General features: G+C 65.9%; 21 protein-coding genes. 1 reads left to right on the top strand and 20 read right to left on the bottom strand.

Features of this window, described 5'->3' with window-relative positions; genetic code table 11:
* Positions 1-178: 178 nt before the first annotated feature.
* The 18 genes from RA26_RS08720 to RA26_RS08635 all read right to left on the bottom strand — a co-directional run bounded on the left by RA26_RS08720 (position 179) and on the right by RA26_RS08635 (position 14,916).
* Positions 179-544, bottom strand: coding sequence for a DUF7742 family protein (locus RA26_RS08720; RefSeq protein ID WP_052272356.1), 366 nt, complete (start codon positions 542-544; stop codon positions 179-181).
* A complete protein-coding gene (locus tag RA26_RS08715; RefSeq protein ID WP_039182721.1) occupies positions 541-4,470 on the bottom strand; it encodes a baseplate multidomain protein megatron in 3,930 nt (1,309 codons plus the stop codon). Before RA26_RS08715 ends, RA26_RS08720 begins: the two co-directional genes overlap by 4 nt.
* Before the next feature lie 16 nt (positions 4,471-4,486).
* Positions 4,487-5,020, bottom strand: coding sequence for a peptidase (locus RA26_RS08710; protein WP_039182719.1), 534 nt, complete (start codon positions 5,018-5,020; stop codon positions 4,487-4,489).
* Positions 5,017-5,904, bottom strand: a complete 888-nt coding sequence (locus RA26_RS08705) for a DUF2163 domain-containing protein (protein WP_039182717.1) — start codon at positions 5,902-5,904, stop codon at positions 5,017-5,019. Before RA26_RS08705 ends, RA26_RS08710 begins: the two co-directional genes overlap by 4 nt.
* Positions 5,901-6,533, bottom strand: coding sequence for a DUF2460 domain-containing protein (locus RA26_RS08700; protein WP_039183402.1), 633 nt, complete (start codon positions 6,531-6,533; stop codon positions 5,901-5,903). Before RA26_RS08700 ends, RA26_RS08705 begins: the two co-directional genes overlap by 4 nt.
* A 17-nt stretch (positions 6,534-6,550) precedes the next feature.
* Positions 6,551-7,210, bottom strand: a complete 660-nt coding sequence (locus RA26_RS08695) for a phage tail tape measure protein (protein ID WP_039182715.1) — start codon at positions 7,208-7,210, stop codon at positions 6,551-6,553.
* Positions 7,203-7,418: a rcc01693 family protein gene (locus RA26_RS08690; protein ID WP_039182713.1), complete on the bottom strand. Its 216-nt coding sequence runs from the start codon at positions 7,416-7,418 to the stop codon at positions 7,203-7,205. The genes RA26_RS08695 and RA26_RS08690 overlap by 8 nt, the downstream gene beginning before the upstream one ends.
* Positions 7,415-7,735: a gene transfer agent family protein gene (locus RA26_RS08685; protein WP_039182711.1), complete on the bottom strand. Its 321-nt coding sequence runs from the start codon at positions 7,733-7,735 to the stop codon at positions 7,415-7,417. The genes RA26_RS08690 and RA26_RS08685 overlap by 4 nt, the downstream gene beginning before the upstream one ends.
* A 3-nt stretch (positions 7,736-7,738) precedes the next feature.
* A complete protein-coding gene (locus RA26_RS08680) occupies positions 7,739-8,152 on the bottom strand; it encodes a phage major tail protein, TP901-1 family (RefSeq protein WP_039170035.1) in 414 nt (137 codons plus the stop codon).
* A gap of 46 nt (positions 8,153-8,198) precedes the next feature.
* Positions 8,199-8,606, bottom strand: coding sequence for a DUF3168 domain-containing protein (locus RA26_RS08675; protein ID WP_039182708.1), 408 nt, complete (start codon positions 8,604-8,606; stop codon positions 8,199-8,201).
* The gene (locus tag RA26_RS08670) at positions 8,603-8,935 is read right to left on the bottom strand and encodes a head-tail adaptor protein (protein ID WP_039182705.1); all 333 of its coding nucleotides are present in this window, start codon (positions 8,933-8,935) and stop codon (positions 8,603-8,605) included. Before RA26_RS08670 ends, RA26_RS08675 begins: the two co-directional genes overlap by 4 nt.
* Complete coding sequence (locus tag RA26_RS08665) at positions 8,932-9,531, bottom strand: head-tail connector protein (protein ID WP_039183400.1); 600 nt, start codon at positions 9,529-9,531, stop codon at positions 8,932-8,934. Before RA26_RS08665 ends, RA26_RS08670 begins: the two co-directional genes overlap by 4 nt.
* Before the next feature lie 183 nt (positions 9,532-9,714).
* Entirely contained in the window at positions 9,715-10,896 is a 1,182-nt protein-coding gene (locus RA26_RS08660; RefSeq protein ID WP_039182703.1) for a phage major capsid protein, read from the bottom strand.
* Complete coding sequence (locus RA26_RS08655; RefSeq protein ID WP_446720173.1) at positions 10,893-11,459, bottom strand: HK97 family phage prohead protease; 567 nt, start codon at positions 11,457-11,459, stop codon at positions 10,893-10,895. Before RA26_RS08655 ends, RA26_RS08660 begins: the two co-directional genes overlap by 4 nt.
* Before the next feature lie 26 nt (positions 11,460-11,485).
* Positions 11,486-11,710: a GTA head formation protein, RCAP_rcc01685 family gene (locus RA26_RS08650; protein ID WP_039182700.1), complete on the bottom strand. Its 225-nt coding sequence runs from the start codon at positions 11,708-11,710 to the stop codon at positions 11,486-11,488.
* The gene (locus RA26_RS08645) at positions 11,703-12,947 is read right to left on the bottom strand and encodes a phage portal protein (RefSeq protein ID WP_039182697.1); all 1,245 of its coding nucleotides are present in this window, start codon (positions 12,945-12,947) and stop codon (positions 11,703-11,705) included. The genes RA26_RS08650 and RA26_RS08645 overlap by 8 nt, the downstream gene beginning before the upstream one ends.
* 297 nt (positions 12,948-13,244) lie before the next feature.
* On the bottom strand, positions 13,245-14,531 hold the full coding sequence (locus RA26_RS08640; protein ID WP_039182695.1) for a DNA-packaging protein: 1,287 nt from the start codon (positions 14,529-14,531) through the stop codon (positions 13,245-13,247).
* Positions 14,524-14,916 (bottom strand): hypothetical protein, encoded by a 393-nt coding sequence (locus RA26_RS08635; protein WP_193747603.1) that lies wholly within the window; start codon positions 14,914-14,916, stop codon positions 14,524-14,526. Before RA26_RS08635 ends, RA26_RS08640 begins: the two co-directional genes overlap by 8 nt.
* A 380-nt stretch (positions 14,917-15,296) precedes the next feature.
* On the opposite strand from RA26_RS08635, the gene RA26_RS08630 reads away from it, so the two are divergent.
* Positions 15,297-15,695, top strand: a complete 399-nt coding sequence (locus RA26_RS08630; protein WP_039182693.1) for a hypothetical protein — start codon at positions 15,297-15,299, stop codon at positions 15,693-15,695.
* 87 nt (positions 15,696-15,782) lie between these two features.
* Here RA26_RS08630 and mltG read toward each other — a convergent pair whose 3' ends face one another.
* Together mltG and fabF are read right to left on the bottom strand one after the other, a co-directional pair.
* Entirely contained in the window at positions 15,783-16,940 is a 1,158-nt protein-coding gene (gene mltG / locus RA26_RS08625) for an endolytic transglycosylase MltG (RefSeq protein ID WP_039182691.1), read from the bottom strand.
* A complete protein-coding gene (gene fabF, locus RA26_RS08620) occupies positions 16,940-18,205 on the bottom strand; it encodes a beta-ketoacyl-ACP synthase II (protein ID WP_039182689.1) in 1,266 nt (421 codons plus the stop codon). The genes mltG and fabF overlap by 1 nt, the downstream gene beginning before the upstream one ends.
* Positions 18,206-18,480: the final 275 nt, after the last annotated feature.

Raw genomic sequence — 18,480 nt, 5'->3', positions numbered from 1 at the left:
GACCGGCGCCGCGCACCGCAGGTGCGCGGCGCTGCCGCCTGGCATCAGCCTTTGCAGTCAATTTGTGCGCCGGAAGACTCGCAGTTACTGATGCAGAAAAGACTTTGCTGAGAAGCGCTTGAGGGCGCAATCTGCGTCCTCAAGACGCTTGTGCAAGTTTATAGCCAGTCCGGCAGCCTCAAGGACAAGCCGCGCCAGGGCGCGGGGGCCTGCGGCCCTCCTTGACCCCGCCAGCCTGCCGGGCGTGAGCCTCCCGGTCCGTTTCGAGCACCGCTGCCAGCTCCCGCAGCACCAGCCGCGTGCAGCTGAGATACTCGGGATCGTCCAGAAACGGCTCATCTGCCAGCGCAAACCGCCGGGAAACAGCACTCAAGCTGCCGTCGCCCCAGCGCGGATGAAGCCGGCCCAGCAAGGTGCAATGCGCCGCGGCCTCTGCAGCGTCCCCGAATATCCGGCGGCACAGGGCAAGGCGCTCACTTTCGGGCACCAGCAACAGCACCCGCGCCACCGCGGACACATCGCCGGGGAGCACCGGGCGTATCATCCCAGCACCACCTCTGCCGCCGCCCCGGCGCCAAACCGCGCCGAGCGCTGCGCCACTTCCAGCACGTCGCCCGCCTGCACCCCGTCCAGCGCCTGCGCCCCGGCCGGATAGGCCCAGGACGGCGTGGCAGAGATCTCCTCCCGCAGCACAGTTGCGCCGCGCATCACCCGGATGCGGTAGGATTCGATCTCCTCGCCCAGCGGCACCTCATCCAGCTCCCAGCTGTCGCCCTCGATCCGGGTGCGGCGGATCCAGTTCGCTGAAACATCCTGCCCTAAAGCGCCGCTCAGCCGCAGATGCACCGGCGCATAGGGCCGCAGGCCGACGCCCTCGAAACTCTCCTGCAGATGCAGATAGGATGGATCCTCCAGCGCGCGCCGCGCCGGGCCGATCCGGTAATGGCGCACCCTGCGGCGCTGTTCCGGCGCCAGTTCCATCTGCACCGGCGCGCCGTCCAGCAGCACCACATAAGATCCCGCAGGCCAGACCTCCGGAATCAGCGCATCACTGCCAAGCTGGCCGCGCAACCGGCCTCGCAGCAGGTAGGTCTGCGGCGCAATCAGCTCTGCCTCGCGGAACTGGAACAGCTCCCAATTGCCCGCGGTGCCATCGCCGATGGCAGCCGCATTGGCGCCGTTCAACACCGCCTCAACCGTACGGCTTTCCAAGCTGCCGGAGATCAGCTTCACCTGCAAATCCGCCCCCAGATCCCAGCGCCCGGCCCCGGCGGCAAACAGCGGCGCTTCCGTGACGCCGATCACCTGCCGTGCCGCAACCACTTGTTCCAGCGCGTAATTCTCATCCGCCTCCGAACCATAAACCGCCACGCTGCCGGGCCAGGCCCGCGCCGTCAGCGCCAGATGCGGCGCGTGCGGCACCTCATCGCCGCGCATCAGCGGCAGGTCCATGAACAACGGCAGCACCGGGCCGGGTGCGGCAAAGGCGTTGACGCCCGGCAGCTCCTCTGCCACCGCGGCCAAATCATAGGTGCCGGGTTCTATCCGCACCGCCTCAATCACCTGCGCCTCCGCCTGCTCCACCCGATCGATACGGTAAAGCTGGTCCTTACCCTCCACCGGCAAAGAGACCACGTCGCCGGCCCCCAGATGCAGCAGCGAGGGTGGCAGGGTGAACCGCGCCATATCGCGGGAAATCCGCGCCTCTGCCAGCCAGCGGGCAACAGTCTGGCGCGCCTCGGCCCGGGTGAGCGACAAGGGCAGCTCATTCTGGCTGACACTATGCGTCTCCTCATCGGGCAGGACTGCCTCAACCGAGCCGGCGGCATGGTCGCCGCCCCATTCGGTGAACCGCAGCCGCACCCGGCCCGCCAGTTCCGCTTCGCTGGCGCGGGCCAATTCCAGGCTGCCGTCCGTCTCGTCGCTGTCAGCCAGATGCTCCAGCGTCAGCGCCTCAGTCACGCTGCCCTTGCGCATCCGGAACCGCAGCACCCCGTCGCGCTCCACCGCGTCAAACCCGTGCCGCAGCATCAGCGGCTGCAGCACCGCGCGGGCGTCTGCCACATCCGGGTTCACGAAACCATGCACCACGCCGTAAAGACCGGTTGTATCAATGTCATAAAGGCCCGCGCTGCGGCAGATCTCCTCCACCACAGAGGCCAGCGTCCGCTGTCCGGCGCGCCCGTTCAGCCAATGGCCGCGCAGGTAGTTTTCGCCGTCGTTCCAGATCTCCATGCGGCTCGGGAAGGCCGGAAACGAGCGCGCATCCCAGGCCCAGACATAGGCGTTGGACATATCCAGCATTGGCCCGCCGTAATCCTCGGACACGGGATTATTGGCGGCCTCGCCCCAATAACCCAGAAAGGCGCGCAGGTACTGGATCTGCATCAGATCGTCCCGCAACCCGTTGGAATAACGCGGCAGTTTCGATTCAGAACTTTTCGGATCCAGGAACTTGTTGGGCTGATTGGTGCCCTTGTCGATCGCCGCGCAGCCCAGTTCGGTGAACCAGATCGGCTTTGATTGCGGCACCCAGTCTGTCGGCGCAGCCTGCCGCACCCCGCCGATGCGCTCATGATGCGTCTCAGTCCACCAGCTGCGGATATCCTTGTAGCGCCACACCCAGGGCTCATCATGGGCGCCATCGGTGATCGGGGTGCGGATCTGCGCCTCCCGCGCCTGGGGGGAGTGGTAATACCAGTCAAACCCCTCGCCACCCTCCACGTTGCCGCGCAGGTAATCGAGGTCATAGACCGACGGCACGCCCGCCTGCGCGTCCAGATGGTCGCTGCGCTCGCGCCAGTCGGACAGCGGCATGTAATTATCGATGCCGACAAAGTCGATATTGGCATCCGCCCACAGCGGGTCGAGGTGAAAGTAGCGGTCGCCCTCCGGCGATTGATAGCCCCAGTACTCCGACCAGTCGGCGGCATAGCCGATCCTGGTGCCCGGACCCAGCAGGCTGCGCACTTCTGCCGCCAGCGCCTTCAGCCGCTGAACCGCCGGGAAGCCATTGGCACCGCGGATCTGGGTCAGGCTGCGCATCTCGGAGCTGATGCAGAACGCCTCCACCCCGCCTGCCGCCGCACACAGCGCCGCATTGTGCAGGATGAAGCGGCTGAGGCTCCATTCGTCAGGCCCGCTGTAGGTGACGGTGCCGTCCCCCACGGTGAAATGCGCCGCCGTAACAGTGCCAAAAAACTCCGCCACTTCCGCATCCGCCGCCGCGGTGCCATCGGGGGACCCGGCCTGGCCTGGTGCCACCGACAAGGTGATCCGGCCGCGCCACGGCAGATGCGGCTGGCCGTCCTCGCCGGTCCAGGGGTCGGGCAGCGTGTTGCCCGCGGCCTGATCCATCAGGATAAAGGGATAGAACATCACCCGAAGGCCCCGCGCCTGCATCTCGCGGATGGCCTGCACCACCGCGGCATCGGCCGGCGTGCCGCCATAAAGCGGCGTACCGTTTTCCCGCAGCACCTGTTCGGCAGACGCCCGGTTCAGCCCCCCTGCGGACCACGGCAGGCTGCCCTCTGTATACTTATGCTCGACCTTCGGCTTTATTGAACAGGCGCCGCAGCGCAGATCATTACCGAACCAGGACACGATCAGGGACGCCGCACCGCAGGAGGGCAATTCCGCGTTCAAGGCGTTAAGAGAGGTCTTGAGGTCGCTCATCCCCGAGGGCGTGTGCTGATTGGCGGGTTTCATATCCCCCGGCCCGCCGGAATACATCACCGTGTCAGGCGCCAGCGCATACTCGCCCGTGCCCGGCATCAGCGCCACCCCCTGCACCAGCTGCCCCAGATCCTGCTCATAGGTGCTGCTGGCAGGCTGCTCAGGACGCAGCACATCAAAGGAGAACTGCGGCACCCGGTTGCCGAACCGCGCCAGCTGCACATTCTCCATCACCACATAAGCCGTGCCGCGGTAGGCGGGCACCTGGCCTGCGCCCTCGACCGCCTCCATCACCGGGTCCGGCAGCTGGTCCGCAGTGCCGCGGTAGACGGTCATGTTCAGATCCTTCGGTGCCACTTCCTCGCCATCGGCCCAAACACGGGAGATGCTGGCGACCTCACCCTCGCAGAGCGCAACCGCCAGCGACACCGAATAACTGTAGCTGGTCACCTGCGGCTGCGGCGGCCGGGGGCTGCCCTTGCCGCCGCCACCGCTGCCGGGAGTGACAGTGACTGTCTCCAGAAAGCGGGAGGACCAGATCACCTGACCGCCCAGCCGCATCCGGCCATAGACCTGCGCCACCGGCACGCCCTCGCTGGCCTGGGTCAGGCGGAAACGGTCCACTTTGCCTGTCTCCACCGGCTCCGCGCCTGAACCCATCAGGCGCTGGTCAATCAGCCGTCCTAATGTGGCGCCGACCGCTCTGCCGATGACGGCTGAGGACAGCCCCGCGACCGAGCCGCCAATTGCGCCGCCAATCGCCGCGCCGGCGGCAGAGAGAAGAATGGTTGCCATCAGATCAGCTCCTTTGTCAGGACGTGCCAGGGAAGTGAAACCGCGCCACGATGCGGCGCTGCCAGGGCGGGCTCAGCGGGCTTTCGACAACCCCGTGGCCGGCATAGGCGTGGATGAAGGAGGGGACACTGCATACCTGTTTCGCCCGGCGGCACCGCCGGGCTGCGCCTGCCTGCCCCCCAGCAGGCGCATTCGCGCCCGCCCAGGCAGACGCAGCCCTCATTTCTTTGGTACAAACGACAGCCTGCACCCCCAGATGCTTGGCCACCGATCCCTCCCGCATCCGGAACAGGATCACATCGCCGGGGGCCGCCGCATCCAGCGGCTTCGCCGCTAGATGCCGTGCCGCGGCCTGCCACAGCGCCTCGGCGCCCTGAGGTTCGGACCAGTCCATCGTGTAGGCGGGCGGCAGCTCCGGCTCAGCGCCCAGCAGTTCGCGCCACAGCCCCCGGATCAGCCCCAGGCAATCGCAGCCCGCCCCTTTGCAGGACGCCTGATGCACATAGGGCGTGCCGATCCAGCCGCGCGCGGCCTCCACCACCCGGCTCATCTGCGGCTGCCCCCGGTGTTGGTGCCGGACTGGCGCGGCACCGCCATCACCCAGTCTTCGCCCGGAATGTCGGGAAACCCCTGAAAGTTCAGAAGGTTGTTGAACTTCAGCCGGCAGGTCTCCATGCGTTTATCGCAGCCGGCCTGCAGCCGGACCATGTCACCCGGCTGCACCGCGGCGCGCACCGGCTCCCACAGGGTAATCCTGCGGCCCTCGGCATCGCTGCGGTCCGCCTTGATGGCAGCCCACAGCCCCTCTGCCGCACCGCTGAGGACCGTCAGCCGACCATCGGCAAACCAGCCGGGCTCAAACCCCGGCAAGGCGTCCCAGCGGAATGCCTCGCTGCGGTTGGTCTCCGCCACCGCAACGTCAGTGGCATATCCGGGCGTTTCCAGATCGAAACCGCAGGTGCTGCTGCCCAGCACAGCCGTGCAGGGCTTCTGGTAAATCCGCCCCAGCGGCTGGTTCAGCGCTTCGGTCAGCCCGCGCAGCTCTGCCTCAAAGGCACCGCCTGCCCGGCGGATCTCGCCGATGGAGCCTCGGAACTGCAGCCACCGCATGCTGACGTCCTGCCAATTGACCAGCCAGCAGCGCACCTGCGCGCCGTCAAACCGGCCTGCCTCGATGTCCTCCTCGCGCACCGCAGCGTCGCTCAGCACTCCCAGCGCCTCGGTGTTGTCGACCGACAGGCCGGTGGCCTGCTGCACCGCCCGCGCGGTCAGCCCGCTGCCGGGCTGGAACGTGATGCCGTCAAAGGACAGCACGCAGTCATGGTCGGTAAATCCCAGCACCGTTCCGTCGCGCCGCTCCAGCGCCCAGGCACGGCACACAGTTGTGATTCCGGATTGAAGGTGGTCGCGCAAGTCACTGGAAAGGCTTGTCATACCCGCACCTCCACAACCGGAACTGCAGGCGCCTCGCCGGCTTGAAAGGAGGACACGCTGGTCTGAATGCTGGCGGTGTCGAACCGCACCGGCACATCAAACTCAAAGCCTGCATTGATGCTGAGGCCGACCTCCGGCGGGTGCGCCAGGGTGATGAGGCCGGTGGCAGTGTCCAGCGCGTAATCGACGCCTTCGCGCAGCTCGTCCTGCTCGATCCCGACCCGCACGGTGCCCGCAACCGGCTTGGCAATCGGGCGCTGATAGGTGAATTCACCCGACCGGTAAGTCTTGGTGAGTTGGAACGTCATGCTGCTGCCGTCACCGGTGGCAATCACCTGATCGTCAAAGGCGGCCTCCGCACTGGGCCGGCCGGATTTGTAATCGCTCCAATCCTTCCAGCGGAACCCGTAGAGCTGCCCCTGGCGCGCCTCGAAAAAGGCGATCAGCACCTCGATATCCTCCAGCGCGCGCAGGCCAAGGCCCGCGTCATAGCGGCGGCGTGAGTGCGCCCAGGGGGTGTTGCGTTCCTCAAACCCGTTGGCCAGCGTCACCACATCGGTGCGCCGCTCGGGGCCCCCGACGGAACCAAAGCTGAGCGAGGCGGGAAAGCGGACTTCGTGGAAATTCATGGTGTTACCCTCCATCCTTAACGGTTGCGTCCGCTGCGGCTCAGCGCGCGCGACAGCTGTGCGGCAATCTGGCTGCGGCTGCGTTCAAAGCCTTTGACGTCGGGAGTGGAGACATTCATCACCACGCTGACCGCGCCTCCGCCCTGGCTGCGCACGCCCAGCGAGCCATCGGCACCGCGTGTGAGCGGCAGGATCGCCTCTGGCCCCGCTTCCCCCATCAGTCCGGTGGCACCCCGCATCGGGAAGGTTGTGGGGCTGGTGACAACGCCGCCCTTGGCAAAGGGCATCACCTTGCCCTGGCTGAAGGCGGCGCCATTGGCGAAGGGAAGGATGTTTCCGATCAGACTGCCGAACCCGTCGGAAATCAGCCCGCCCACATGGTTGGTGACCGGCTTCATCGCCGCGTTATAGGTGGTGCGGATCATGCTGTTCCTCAGCGTCTCCATCGCCTCGGAAAGGCTGTCGCCGTCGAACACAAGACCGTCAAAGGCGCGGCGCAAGCCCTTGGAAAGGCTGCGGTCCAGGATCTGGGCGTCACGGCCGGTCTCAGAGAATCCTTCCTTGACCCGCCCCAGCACTTCTGCAAAGGCGGCGGCCATTCCTGAGGCACCGTCCAGGGCTTCGCCCAAAGCCTCGCCCTGCAATTCCAGTTCTGCCATCGAAGATGAGTCAGTCATCCGTTGTCTCCTTGTTCTTCAGGCCGGCGGTGTCCGGGAAGGCCTCCATTAAGGCTGCCAGCCGGTCGCGGCCCAGCGGCTGCGGCGCCGTCGGATCGCCCAGCATCAGCCGCAGCTCGGCAGGGGTCAGCTGCCAGAAGTCGCGCGGCAGCAGTTTCAGCCCCGCCATCCCTGCGCGCATCAGCGCGGGCCAGTCGAGCGCGCTCATGGGCTCTCGGGCACGGAAAAGCTGCGCACCAGCAGTTCCGCCGCCACCCGTGCCGCCTGCATCGGGCCGCCGCCAATGGTGGCCGCGGCAAGGTCCTCGCGGCTGAGATCATGGCCGCCGCCCTGCAGGCCTGCGGCCAGCAGCGCCAGCACGTCGCGGGCGGAAAACCGGCCCTGTTCGAACCGCTGCACCAGATCCACCAGCGTGCCTTCCTCCAGCGCGGCCTCGAGCCCTGCCAGCGCGCCCAGCGTCAATTTCAGCGCGTAAGGCGTTCCATTCACGAGCAATTCCGCCTCGCCTGCATGAGGGTTCACCATCGGTCAGACCGCCGCAAAGCTGAGCTGGCCGGCGCTGGCGAGCGACAGTTCATAGGTCGCCTCGCCATTGTGGCTGCCGGCATATTCCAGCGCGGTGACCTGGAACGGCCCCTGCACGATGCCGAAGTCGGGGATGATCACTTGGAACTCCGGCGTCAGCCCGTCAAAGAACAGCTGCCGGGCGCGTTCGTCCGTCGCCTCATCCCGGAAAATGCCGGAGCCGGAGATGCTGGCGGAGCGCACACCGGCGCCGGCCAGCAGCTCGCGCCAGCCGCCCTGGCTTTCGAGGCTGGTCACATCGACGCTTTCAGCGTTGAAGCTAATGCGCGTGGCGCGCAGGCCGGCGATGGTTTCGAACAGGCCAGCGCCGTTCATGTCCACTTTGACCAAGAGGTCCTTGCCGTTTTGAACTGTCATGGGGTTTCTCCATGTATTTCAATTGGTTTCGGGAAGCAGTTGTGGGTCAAACGTCATCCACCCGCGCACGGAACCGCAGGGTGATCTGCCTGCCGCCGGTGCTGAGCCGTTCTGCCTTGGCGCGGTCGAACCACAGGCCGGTCAATTGCCCGCGCGGCAGCGGCACCTGGGCCCCGACCAGCGCGTCGCAGACGGCGGCGGCGGCGGATTTGGCGGTGGCAAAGCCAGCCATGTCAGTGGTGACGGTGACAAAGAACCGATGTTCGGCCCCGCCTGCGGTCTTGTCGGATCGGTCCAGCACCTCCTCTGATCCCAAGGCCACATAGGTCTGTGGCAAGGGGCCTGCGGGGATGGCGTCGTAGATTGCGCTGCCGACCAGCGCGGTGAGGTCCGCATCGCCGGTCAGATGGGTGTAGACGGCGGATTGCAGCCCGCCTGCGATGGCATAGGTCATGTGCTCACCTCCGCAACCGCGAAGCAGGTGAGATAGCGGGCGTCCGGTCCATTTTCCGCAACTGCATCAATACGGTAGAGGCGGTCCTCGTCCCGGAACCGCTGGTCCGGACGCGGGCGGGATGCAAAGCCATCCGGGCTTGCACGCAGGGTGATACGGTATTTCTGCAAAGACAGGCTGTCGCTGTTGAGGCGCCCGCTGAGAGATTTCACCTCAGCCCAGAGGGTGCCAAGCGCCACCCAGGTCTCCACATAGCCGCCGGCGCCGTCGGGGGCGCGCTGGGGGTCTTCCAGCACCAGTTTGCGGGTCAGGTTCGGGGGGTGCTTCATGCCAGGCCTCCCAATGTCAGCCGCAGGGTGCGGTAACGTTCAATCAGGCTGGTGACGCCAAAGGGCATGCAGCCGCCATGGAGGCCGGTGTCGGCCCGGTATTCGTAGTAATGCGCGGCCAGCAGCATCACCGCCTGACCCAGATCGGCGGGCAAGCCGCCCCAGTCCGCGGCCATGCCGGCCTGAAGGGTGATCCGGGCCAGACCGCCGGCCGGTATCGGCGGCAGCAGGCTGCCCGCGGGACACAGCGCCGGGCGCTGGCTGTCGCGCTCCAGTTGGTAGGCGGCAGGGTCCAGCACCGTCTCAGCGCCAGCGGCGCCGCGGATCATCACCTCTGTCACGGCCTGCACCGGGGCGATGGGAAACACCATCCGGCCACGGTCGCGCCAGTGGCGGATCTCGATCTCAAATTCACGTGTTATCAGTGCCTTGCCGGTTCTTCCTTCCACCGCGGCCACGGCGGCGCGCAGGAAGCCGATCAGCACCTCGTCCTGCAGGCTGTCCTCGCCAAAGCCGGTGCCCAGGCGGAGGTGCGCCTTGAAGGGGGCCAGCGGCAGGGCGGCCTCGGGCACGGGGGTCACTTCGCTCAGCATCATCATCTCACTCCTGCGGGCCTCCCCCTTGTGCCGGCCCTGATCTGCTGTCCGGTTTTTAAGGTTCGGCCGGCACGCACCGTTCCCTGCCGCTCGGACGGAGGGGGAGCAGCTAGACGGCAGGGAAATATGGGGTGCGTACCAGCCGGCGGACCGGGCTGCCGGTCCGCCATCAGCGCTGAGCGGTCAGCTCAGGCCGAATTTCATCAGCTTGATCGCGGCAAAGTCGCTGACGTCGCCGCCGACGCGTTTGGTCGCGTAGAACAGCACATGCGGCTTGGCGCTGAAGGGGTCGCGCATCACCCGCAGGTCCGGGCGTTCGGCAATGGTGTAGCCGGCGCGGAAGTCGCCGAAGGCGATGGGGAAACTGTTGGCGGCCGGGTCCGGCATGTCCTCGGCAATCAGCACCGGGTAGCCCATCAGGCGCGCAGGCTCGCCCGCGGCCAGGCCGTCGGACCACAGGAAGCGGCCATCGGCGTCTTTCAATTTCCGCAGCATTCCCGCGGTCTTGGAGTTCAGAATGAAGGTGGCGTTGGCACGGTATTCCGCCCCCAGCGCATAGACCAGGTCGATGATCGCGTCGCCGTTGCCGATCTCGCCGTCGACGCCGGTGGCCTTGTAGCCGATGTTGCCCCAGGTCCAGCTGTCGTTTTCCTCGACGTTGTAGTTGAGGAAGCCGGTGGGTTTGTCGACGCCGTCGCCGTTGATGAAGGCGTCGGCCTCGGAGCGGGCGAATTTGTCGGCGATGCGGCCGGCCAGCCAGCCCTCGATATCAAAGGCGCTGTCGTCCAGCAGCCGCTGCGACGCCTTGGGCAGCGCGCTGAGTTCGTGCAGCGGGATCGAGATGCGGTCGATGCTGCCGGTGGAGGTTTCCGTGGACGGGCCGGTTTCATTGGCCCAGCCGGCGCCCATTTCGCTGTGGTCGATCAGCACGTCATAAGACGACGCCTCTACATGCACCACGGAGGCCACGGCGCGGATCGAGGCGGAGGCGTTCAGCACCGCCTTGACGGTGTCGGAGGTCTGCGGGTCGACCAGATAGCCGCCGTCGCTGCCCACGGCGGTGGACATGGATTTGCCGTCCAGCTCAAGCCCGCGCAGGCCGTCGTCGTCGCCGTTGCGCAGGTAGGCGTTGAACGCCTTCTGGTGCGGGGCGCCCGCGTCCTGGCTGGCTGCCAGATGGGGGCGGTTCTGAGAGATTGTCTTACGGTCCAGCATGGTCACTCGCTCTTCTGCCTGTTTCAGCCTTGATTGCACGTCGTCCTGAAACCCCTTGAATTCATGAAGAAAGCCGGTCATGGCCTGTTTCACTTCATGCGCCAGGGGCGCTGCGTCCCCGGTTTGGGCCGGGAGGTCTTGGTTGCTCATGTTTGGTGTCCTGTTCTGAGGTCACGGGTGATCTGGCGCAGGCCGTCGGCCAGGGCGCGCAGCGCTTGTGCTTCCGCATCGGCGGAGGATTTGGCTGCCACCCGGGCGGCGGGCAGCATCGGGAAGGTGACCAGCGACACCTCCCACAGTTCCACCTGCGTGAGCTGGCGGGTGCCGTCGGGGGCGCGGGTGGCTTTCTGGGTGCGGTAGCCGATCGAGAGTCCGTCGATGGCGCCAGCCTCGATCAAGGCTGCTGCTTCAGCGCCTTTGGGTGTGGCGGTGAGGATGCGGCCCTTGACGTAAAGCCCGCGGGTGTCCTCGCGCACCTCGTCCCAGACGCCGATGGGCTGGTGCGGATCGTGCTGCCACAGCATCTTGACGGTGCGGCCCTGATCGCGAAGCGCCTTGAGCGAGGCCGCATAGGCGCCGCGCTGCACAACGTCGCCGCCCTGGTCGGTTTGGCCGAACAGGCTGGCGTAGCCCTTGATTTCGGTTGCGTCCTTCAGCGAGAGATCCTCGCCGAAGCGTGCGAATTTATGTTCCAGCTGGGGGGATCCCTGCATCATCTGAACCTCGCAAGTCGTTGGGTTTACGGCAATTGAACCGTCAGGAAGGATTGGAAGGCCTGCGCCAGGATGACGGCGGCAACGCCGTAGACGGTGAGCCAGAGGCGTTTCTCCAGCCGCTCCATCATCTGCTCGATCCGGTCGAGGCGGCGGTTCACGGCGTCGTTCTGGATCTGGGCCACCCGCTCATGGGCGGACAGGCGCAATCCCGGTGAACAATCAAATGCGTGCATCGGGTGCTCAGTCATCCTGTCCGCCCTCCGTCTGCTCTGTGGGCAGGGTTTCTGTGGGCAACCCCAGCAGACGCCGCTTCTCCGCGGGTGTGAGGAAATCCGCGGAGGTGATGCGCCGCCACTGCGCCTCGCGCTCTGCCGCGAGCGCTGGCAGCTGGTCGAGGTCGGGCTTCAACGTCAGCGCCTCGCCGGTCCAGGCGGTGAGCCAGCCGGACAGCGCAGCGGTGACCTTGGAGACCAGCGGCAGCACGGTCAGCCGGTAGAAGGCGCGGTTGGCCTCCTGGTAGTTGGCATAGGTCGCATCGCCGGGGATGCCGATCAGCATCGGCGGCACCCCGAAGGCCAGCGCAATTTCGCGGGCGGCGGTGTCCTTGGTTTTCTGGAATTCCATGTCCGAGGGGGAGAAGCCCATCGGTTTCCAGTCCAATCCGCCCTCCAGCACCATCGGACGGCCGGCATTCTGGGCACCCTGGAAATTTGTTTGGATCTGGTCACTTAGGTTACGGAATTGATCGTCGGACATCTGCCCCTGGCCGTCGGATCCGGTCCAGACCAGCGCGCCGGAGGGGCGGGCTGCGTTGTCCAGCAGCGCCTTGGACCAGCGGGAGGCGGCGTTGTGGACATCAATGGCCATCGCCGCCGACTGCAGGGGTGAGAGGCCGTAGTGGTCGTCCTGCGGGTGGAAGCTTTTGATATGGCAGACCGGGGAATTGCCGGGCTCGTTGGCGAAGCGGTGCTTGCGCCCGCCCACCACATAGTCAAAACCCGCAGGCCAGCCGTCCGGCCCCGGCACCACGTTCATCCGGTCGGAGCGCAGCACGTGCAGTTCTGCAGGGGTTGCGTCTTCTGCCGTGACCATCTCGATATAGGCGTTGCCGGAGAGGAGCAGGTGGCCATAGAGCGCCTCCAGCATCTCGGCCTGGGTCTGGGCCGGATTGGGACGGGCCAGCAGCGCCAGCCAGGGGTGGGTGTCAAAGCGCTGGCGGCTGTCCTGCAGGACCAGCGGCACCGCGGCTGCGGCCTCGGCAATGAGGCGGATCACCCGGTGGGTGACCGGATTGCCGGCAAAGCCGCTGCGGGTCAGCGAGACGGTGTCGCGCGGGCTCCAGGCGATGCGGCCGGCGCCGTGCCAGGAGACCACGCGGGCGGTCTGGCTGGTCTTCTGTTCCAGGCCCGGAGTATTGGGGCCCGGTTTCAGGGGGCCTGATTTCTGGGGGTCTGGCGTTTTGCGCCGCAGCAGGTCAAAGACCATGGTCCGCTCCTCAGGTTGTTCGTAGGTGGCGCTGCCGGCCCTTGGGACTGGTGCGCCTTTGCTGAGGATTATTAGTGCCCCAAAGGCCTGAAGATTTGGCAAGCGGTGCGTACGGTGGGTACGCAACACCTGAATATAAACTATTGAAATTAAACGAATACAAAGGAAACAATACAGTGTTGCATCACACTGAGGGCAGCGCCCGTCCCGGCGGGGTGGACGCGAAGCGCCCGCCCGGTGTGGGGCGGGACGGGCGCTGCCCGGCGTGCCGCCGGGCGGTTGGTTGGTTGAGAGGTTCTACAGCACCCTGACCTGCGGCCTGCGCAGGTTGGCGGCGGGCTGGATGATCAGCTCATGCAGCGCCCAGACCAGCGCATCGACCCGGTCGGGCGAGCCGCTGCCGCGGTAGCCCTGCGGGGTCATCTGGCACATCTGGTCCTCCAGCTCTCCCAGCCCCGGCAGGTGATGCACCCGGCCCTGCTCATAGAGCGCGGCCACCGGTTCGGCGCGGGCGGATTTGCCCTTGCGGGCGTGGAGCGCGCGGAACGGCACCAGCGGGTCGGCCTGGCGCAGCACGGTTTCGACCAGCGCGCCGCCCTGGTTGACCTCTGCCACCACCCGTTCGGCGCCAAAGCGGTCGCGGGTGGCGATCACCGCCTGCGCCCAGGCGAGCGGGCCGGCGCCCTGCACGGTGCAATCCGCCAGCACATAGGCCTGCCAGTCCTGCGGCGGGCCCTGGGTGACGGCGCCCGCCACGACGATGCCGCAGGCGTCTGAGTTCTTGCCGGCGCTGACGGCCGGATCGACGGCAACCACAATCCGGTCCAGAGGCGGTGCCTCAGCCACCTGTGCATCCACCAGCGCTGCGGTGGTCCAGAGCGCGCCCTGGATGTCCGAGAGCATCACCCCGTCCAGTTCCTGCCGGCCCAGCCGGGTGCCCGCATAGCGCGCGCGCACTTCTGTCAGGAAGGACGGCGCGAGGTTGGCGCGGTTGGCCTCAGTCGCAGCGTGGGTGGTGACGGTGCTGGGCGAGGCCAGCAGCCGTTTCAGGACGGGCGCGTTGCGGGGCGTGGTGGTGACGCAGACGCGGGGGTCCTGCCCCAGCCGCAGCGCAAACTGCAGCATGTCCCAGCTCTCCTGGCCTTTGCGCCACTTGGCCAGCTCATCCGCCCAGGCGGCGTCGAACTGGGGGCCGCGCAGGGCCTCGGGGTCGTGGGCGGAAAACGCCTGTGCTTCGGCGCCGTTGGGCCAGATCAGCTTGCGCTCTGACGCTTTCCACTTGGGGCGGCGGTCCGGCGGCGAGCAGGCCAGGATTCCGCTGTCGCCGTGGATCATCACGTCGCGCACCTGGTCATAGGTTTCGGCCACCAGTGCGATGCGCCGCGCGGTACCGGGATCATAGGGGCTGGCCCCTTCGGCCAGGGAACGGACCCATTCGGCCCCTGCCCGCGTCTTGCCGGCACCGCGGCCACCCAGGATCACCCAGGCGCGCCAATCGCCGGGCGGCGGGCGCTGGTGGTCCAGCGCCCAGATGTCGAACAGATGCGGCAGCGCACAGAGGGTTTTGCGGTCCAGCTCATTCAAGAACAAGCTCAGGATCGAGGGCGGCACGCAGGCGAGAAAGTCCGAGCTCGACAGCTGCGCGCGCCGCGACGGGATCGAGTTCGTGTTCGGATTTGAGCATGCGGGCGAATTCGGTGCTTTGTTCTGCAAGGAGTCTCTCCACTTTCTGGCATTCGCGGATCAGCTGATCCAGACGGCTGACCTGCCCCTTGGTGCCGGTTGTTTCATCGGCCCCGTTGGTTTCGAGCTGCTCCCGTAGCTCCTCCGCCTCATTTCGCAGGCGGTATATGCTCTCCTGCAGGGATTGCAGAAGATTGGCGGTGTAATGCACCTGCCGCTTCAGGAGGGCGCCCCCGTCCTGAAGGGGTGTCTGGCCCGGTTCCGGGCCTGGCGATTGGTCTGTCATGATTTGCTCTACCTCATGCGCTTTTGTCCGCACGAGAGAAAGACAGGACGGCCGCCGGCGGAGGGGTCCGGGGCCGTCCATGTTTCTTCCAGCTGCACCACTACCTATACGTGTTTTCCGTGGAAAAGTCAAGGTTCCTGGGCAGGGGTGCGTACGGTGGGTGCGCAACGGGCATCCATTGGGGAACGCTGCAGGCGGGCCTGAAAAAGCCTGAACACACCTGTAAACAATTACTTTTAGTGGATTTCCAATTCAAAAGCTGAATCAAATGGTGCGGATCTTTCAAGAAACCCATCTTCCGAATCCACAATTATGAGTTGTACGTTCAGCCTTGCACCACGCTGTGCGTCACTGTTTCAATCAATAGCGAGGATCACCAGATGGGTTGGAAAAACTACCAGATCGCCACTGCTCAAGAGTCGACACCTGTTCCGGGCGACAAGGGAAAGATCTTTTATGATGCCACGCTGCACTATGTGTCCATTCCAGAGGGCGCGACGATCGTGATGTCCGGCGGCCCCAGCGGTGAAGGCGAAACCTCGGTTGACGACGTGGTGACCCTGACCCTGACCGACCAGAATGACAAAACCAACACTGCCACCTACACGCATGACTACAGCAACGGCTGCTCCGGCGTGGTGACACCAATGCAGCCGCAGGACCTGACATCGCAGTTCAGCGCGCTGTCAGGCAAGACTGTGAAGGCGACGATTGAGTTCTACGACAAATGCGGCGGCTATCAGAGCGGTTCGAATTTCTACATCTGCATCTATACCTGACTGTGGCACACACCGCGGAGGAAGTACCCAGACAAAAAAAGGGCGCCCAATGGCGCCCTTTCCTGTTTTTGCCCTGCCCTCGCAGCCTCAGTTGTTCTGCTGCTGTTGGGCTTCGATCTCGCGCCATTTGGCGACGTTGGCGTTGTGCTCGTCCAGCGTCTTTGCGAACGCATGGCCGCCGGTGCCGTCGGCGACGAAGAACACGTAATCCGTGGTCTCCGGGTTCACCGCGGCCTCAAGGCTCGCCATACCGGGGTTGGCGATGGGCGTGGGCGGCAGGCCCTCGATCACATAGGTGTTCCAAGGGGTGGCCTTGCGCAGCTCGCTTTGGCGCAACCCGCGGCCCAGGACGCCCTCGCCCTTGGTGACGCCGTAAATCACCGTCGGGTCGGTCTGCAGGCGCATGCCGCGGTTGAGGCGGTTGGTGAACACAGAAGCAACCAGACCGCGTTCCTGAGCCACACCGGTTTCCTTCTCGATGATCGAGGCGAGGATCAGCATTTCCTCAGGACTGGAGACAGCGGCATCGCTCGCGCGGCCTTCCCAGGCGGCGTTGATGCGCAGCTGCTGGCGCTCCTGCATTTCTGCCAGGACCGCGGTGCGCTGGGTGCCGGGGGTGACCTCATAGCTGTCAGGAGCCAACAGGCCCTCGGCAGGGCGCTCGCCCGGGTCGCCGTCCAGCACATCCATGGCCTTGAGCGCTTCGACCACCTGCCAACTGGTGACGCCTTCGGCCAGCGCGATGCGATAGCGGGTGTCGGCGTCCTGGCGGGTCTCGGTGTACTGGGCCGGGACCTCATCCTCGCCGAGAACGAAGTCTGCGATTTCCTCAAACTTGCTGGTCGCCGGATCCAGCTCACGCACCAGAGCCTGGGTGCGGGTCACGCCGACACGGTAGACGATTTCGGTGCCGCAGGTGGAGGCGCCGGAATGGGTGATCTCGTCGACGATGCGCTCCATAGACGACCCCGGCTCCACCAGGAAGCTGCCGGCCTTCAGCTGGCCGGTTTTTTCGCTGTATTTGGCGCCGATGCGGAAGATGGTGCCGGAAGAAACCGCGCCCTGCGCTTCCAGATCGCGGCTGACGCGTGCCATGTTGGAGCCGCGCTCCACCCGGAGGCAGATGGCGGTGTCCAGCGGGCCTTCGGATTTATACTGCGACTGCCCCCACAGGATGAGGCCGCCCAGCAGGAACAGGGCGGCGATCAGGACCGTCAGCATGTTGGAGGCGAGGCTGCGCCACATCAGTCAGGTTTCCCGAACAGGACCGATGCGTTGGTGCCGCCGAAGCCGAAGGAGTTCGACAGGGCCACATTGATCTTGCGTTCGCGCTTGGCGTTGGGGGCCAGGTCGACCGGGGTTTCAACCGCGGGGTTGTCGAGGTTGATGGTCGGCGGGGCCACCTGGTCGCGGATCGCCAGGATCGAGAAGATCGCCTCAATCGCGCCGGCGGCACCCAGGAGGTGGCCAGTGGCGGATTTGGTCGAGGACATGGTGACATTGCCCGCGTGGTCGCCCAGCAGGCGCTCAACCGCGCCCAGTTCGATGGTGTCGGCCATGGTCGAGGTGCCGTGGGCGTTGATGTAGTCGATGGCGGAGGCGTCCAGCCCGGCGTTGGCCAGGGCAGCCTTCATCGAGCGCTCGCCGCCCTCTCCGTCCTCGGAGGGTGCGGTGATGTGGTAGGCGTCGCCAGAGAGGCCGTAGCCCAGCACTTCGGCATAGATCTTGGCGCCGCGGGCCTTGGCGTGCTCGTAGTCTTCCAGCACCACGATGCCGGCGCCCTCGCCCATCACGAACCCGTCGCGGTCGGCGTCATAGGGGCGCGAGGCCTTGGTCGGGTCGTCGGCGCGTTTGGTCGACAGAGCCTTGCAAGCGTTGAAGCCGGCGATGCCGATTTCGCAGATCGCGGCTTCGGCGCCGCCGGCGATCATCACATCGGCGTCGCCGGATTTGATCAGCCGGGCCGCGTCGCCGATGGCGTGGGCGCCGGTCGAACAGGCGGTCACGACAGAGTGGTTCGGGCCCTTGAAGCCGAAGCGGATCGAGACCTGGCCGGAGATCAGGTTGATCAGCGCGCCGGGGATGAAGAACGGCGACACCCGGCGGGGGCCCTTCTCCTTGATCATCACCGCGGTGTCGGCGATCGAGCTGAGGCCGCCAATGCCGGAGCCGATCATCACGCCGGTGCGCAGGCGGCTTTCCTCGTCCTCGGGCGTCCAGCCGGCGTCACGCACGGCCATGTCGGCGGCGGCGATGCCATAGAGGATGAAGTCGTCGATCTTTTTCTGCTCTTTCTTGATGACCCAGCCATCGGGGTTGAAGGTGCCCTCGGAGCCATCGCCGCGCGGGACCTCGCAGGCATAGGTCGTGGTGACGCCGCTTGCCTCGGCATCAAACAGGGTGATTGGGCCGGCACCCGACTGTCCATCCAGCAACCGGGACCAGGTTTCTTCGACTCCGCTGGCCAGCGGGGTGACCAGGCCCAGTCCGGTGACTACTACTCGGCGCATTCCTTGCTCTCCTATGCCTCGGCAATCCGTCCGTTCAAATAGCTTGGAATGGCAACCGGGTGCAAGAGCGGGCTGGCTGCCGGTGTGACGTAGCGGAAAAAGCCCCGTGACGCTATTTTTGCGTCACGAGAACGATTGATTAACGACTCAGTCGTAGGTTGATTTTATCAAAACGCGAAACTCGGCATCCGTCCTCTTGGATTGCCAGAACGGGCTGGAGCTCTGGGCCATTATGTCTCCAGCCCGTCTTTTTGCGTGCAGCCCGCGGCTGCACC

This window comes from Leisingera sp. ANG-M7 (assembly GCF_000813965.1).
In the GTDB taxonomy this organism is placed as follows: Bacteria; Pseudomonadota; Alphaproteobacteria; order Rhodobacterales; family Rhodobacteraceae; genus Leisingera.
The sequence above is the reverse complement of the archived record's forward strand: the minus strand, read 5'-3'. Positions and strand labels throughout refer to the sequence as shown.

What these genes read in the sequence shown, in the direction of transcription:
- RA26_RS08650 (WP_039182700.1), bottom strand. Translation starts at nt 11,710, where the DNA reads ATGACTGAGCACCCGATGCACGCATTTGATTGTTCACCGGGATTGCGC.
- RA26_RS08670 (WP_039182705.1), bottom strand. Translation starts at nt 8,935, where the DNA reads ATGAAGCACCCCCCGAACCTGACCCGCAAACTGGTGCTGGAAGACCCC.
- fabF (WP_039182689.1), bottom strand. Translation starts at nt 18,205, where the DNA reads ATGCGCCGAGTAGTAGTCACCGGACTGGGCCTGGTCACCCCGCTGGCC.
- mltG (WP_039182691.1), bottom strand. Translation starts at nt 16,940, where the DNA reads ATGTGGCGCAGCCTCGCCTCCAACATGCTGACGGTCCTGATCGCCGCC.
- RA26_RS08635 (WP_193747603.1), bottom strand. Translation starts at nt 14,916, where the DNA reads ATGACAGACCAATCGCCAGGCCCGGAACCGGGCCAGACACCCCTTCAG.
- RA26_RS08710 (WP_039182719.1), bottom strand. Translation starts at nt 5,020, where the DNA reads ATGAGCCGGGTGGTGGAGGCCGCGCGCGGCTGGATCGGCACGCCCTAT.
- RA26_RS08720 (WP_052272356.1), bottom strand. Translation starts at nt 544, where the DNA reads ATGATACGCCCGGTGCTCCCCGGCGATGTGTCCGCGGTGGCGCGGGTG.
- RA26_RS08675 (WP_039182708.1), bottom strand. Translation starts at nt 8,606, where the DNA reads ATGACCTATGCCATCGCAGGCGGGCTGCAATCCGCCGTCTACACCCAT.
- RA26_RS08690 (WP_039182713.1), bottom strand. Translation starts at nt 7,418, where the DNA reads ATGAGCGCGCTCGACTGGCCCGCGCTGATGCGCGCAGGGATGGCGGGG.
- RA26_RS08715 (WP_039182721.1), bottom strand. Translation starts at nt 4,470, where the DNA reads ATGGCAACCATTCTTCTCTCTGCCGCCGGCGCGGCGATTGGCGGCGCA.
- RA26_RS08660 (WP_039182703.1), bottom strand. Translation starts at nt 10,896, where the DNA reads ATGAGCAACCAAGACCTCCCGGCCCAAACCGGGGACGCAGCGCCCCTG.
- RA26_RS08655 (WP_446720173.1), bottom strand. Translation starts at nt 11,459, where the DNA reads ATGCAGGGATCCCCCCAGCTGGAACATAAATTCGCACGCTTCGGCGAG.
- RA26_RS08695 (WP_039182715.1), bottom strand. Translation starts at nt 7,210, where the DNA reads ATGACTGACTCATCTTCGATGGCAGAACTGGAATTGCAGGGCGAGGCT.
- RA26_RS08630 (WP_039182693.1), top strand. Translation starts at nt 15,297, where the DNA reads ATGGGTTGGAAAAACTACCAGATCGCCACTGCTCAAGAGTCGACACCT.
- RA26_RS08705 (WP_039182717.1), bottom strand. Translation starts at nt 5,904, where the DNA reads ATGACAAGCCTTTCCAGTGACTTGCGCGACCACCTTCAATCCGGAATC.
- RA26_RS08665 (WP_039183400.1), bottom strand. Translation starts at nt 9,531, where the DNA reads ATGATGCTGAGCGAAGTGACCCCCGTGCCCGAGGCCGCCCTGCCGCTG.
- RA26_RS08685 (WP_039182711.1), bottom strand. Translation starts at nt 7,735, where the DNA reads ATGGTGAACCCTCATGCAGGCGAGGCGGAATTGCTCGTGAATGGAACG.
- RA26_RS08700 (WP_039183402.1), bottom strand. Translation starts at nt 6,533, where the DNA reads ATGAATTTCCACGAAGTCCGCTTTCCCGCCTCGCTCAGCTTTGGTTCC.
- RA26_RS08645 (WP_039182697.1), bottom strand. Translation starts at nt 12,947, where the DNA reads ATGGTCTTTGACCTGCTGCGGCGCAAAACGCCAGACCCCCAGAAATCA.
- RA26_RS08680 (WP_039170035.1), bottom strand. Translation starts at nt 8,152, where the DNA reads ATGACAGTTCAAAACGGCAAGGACCTCTTGGTCAAAGTGGACATGAAC.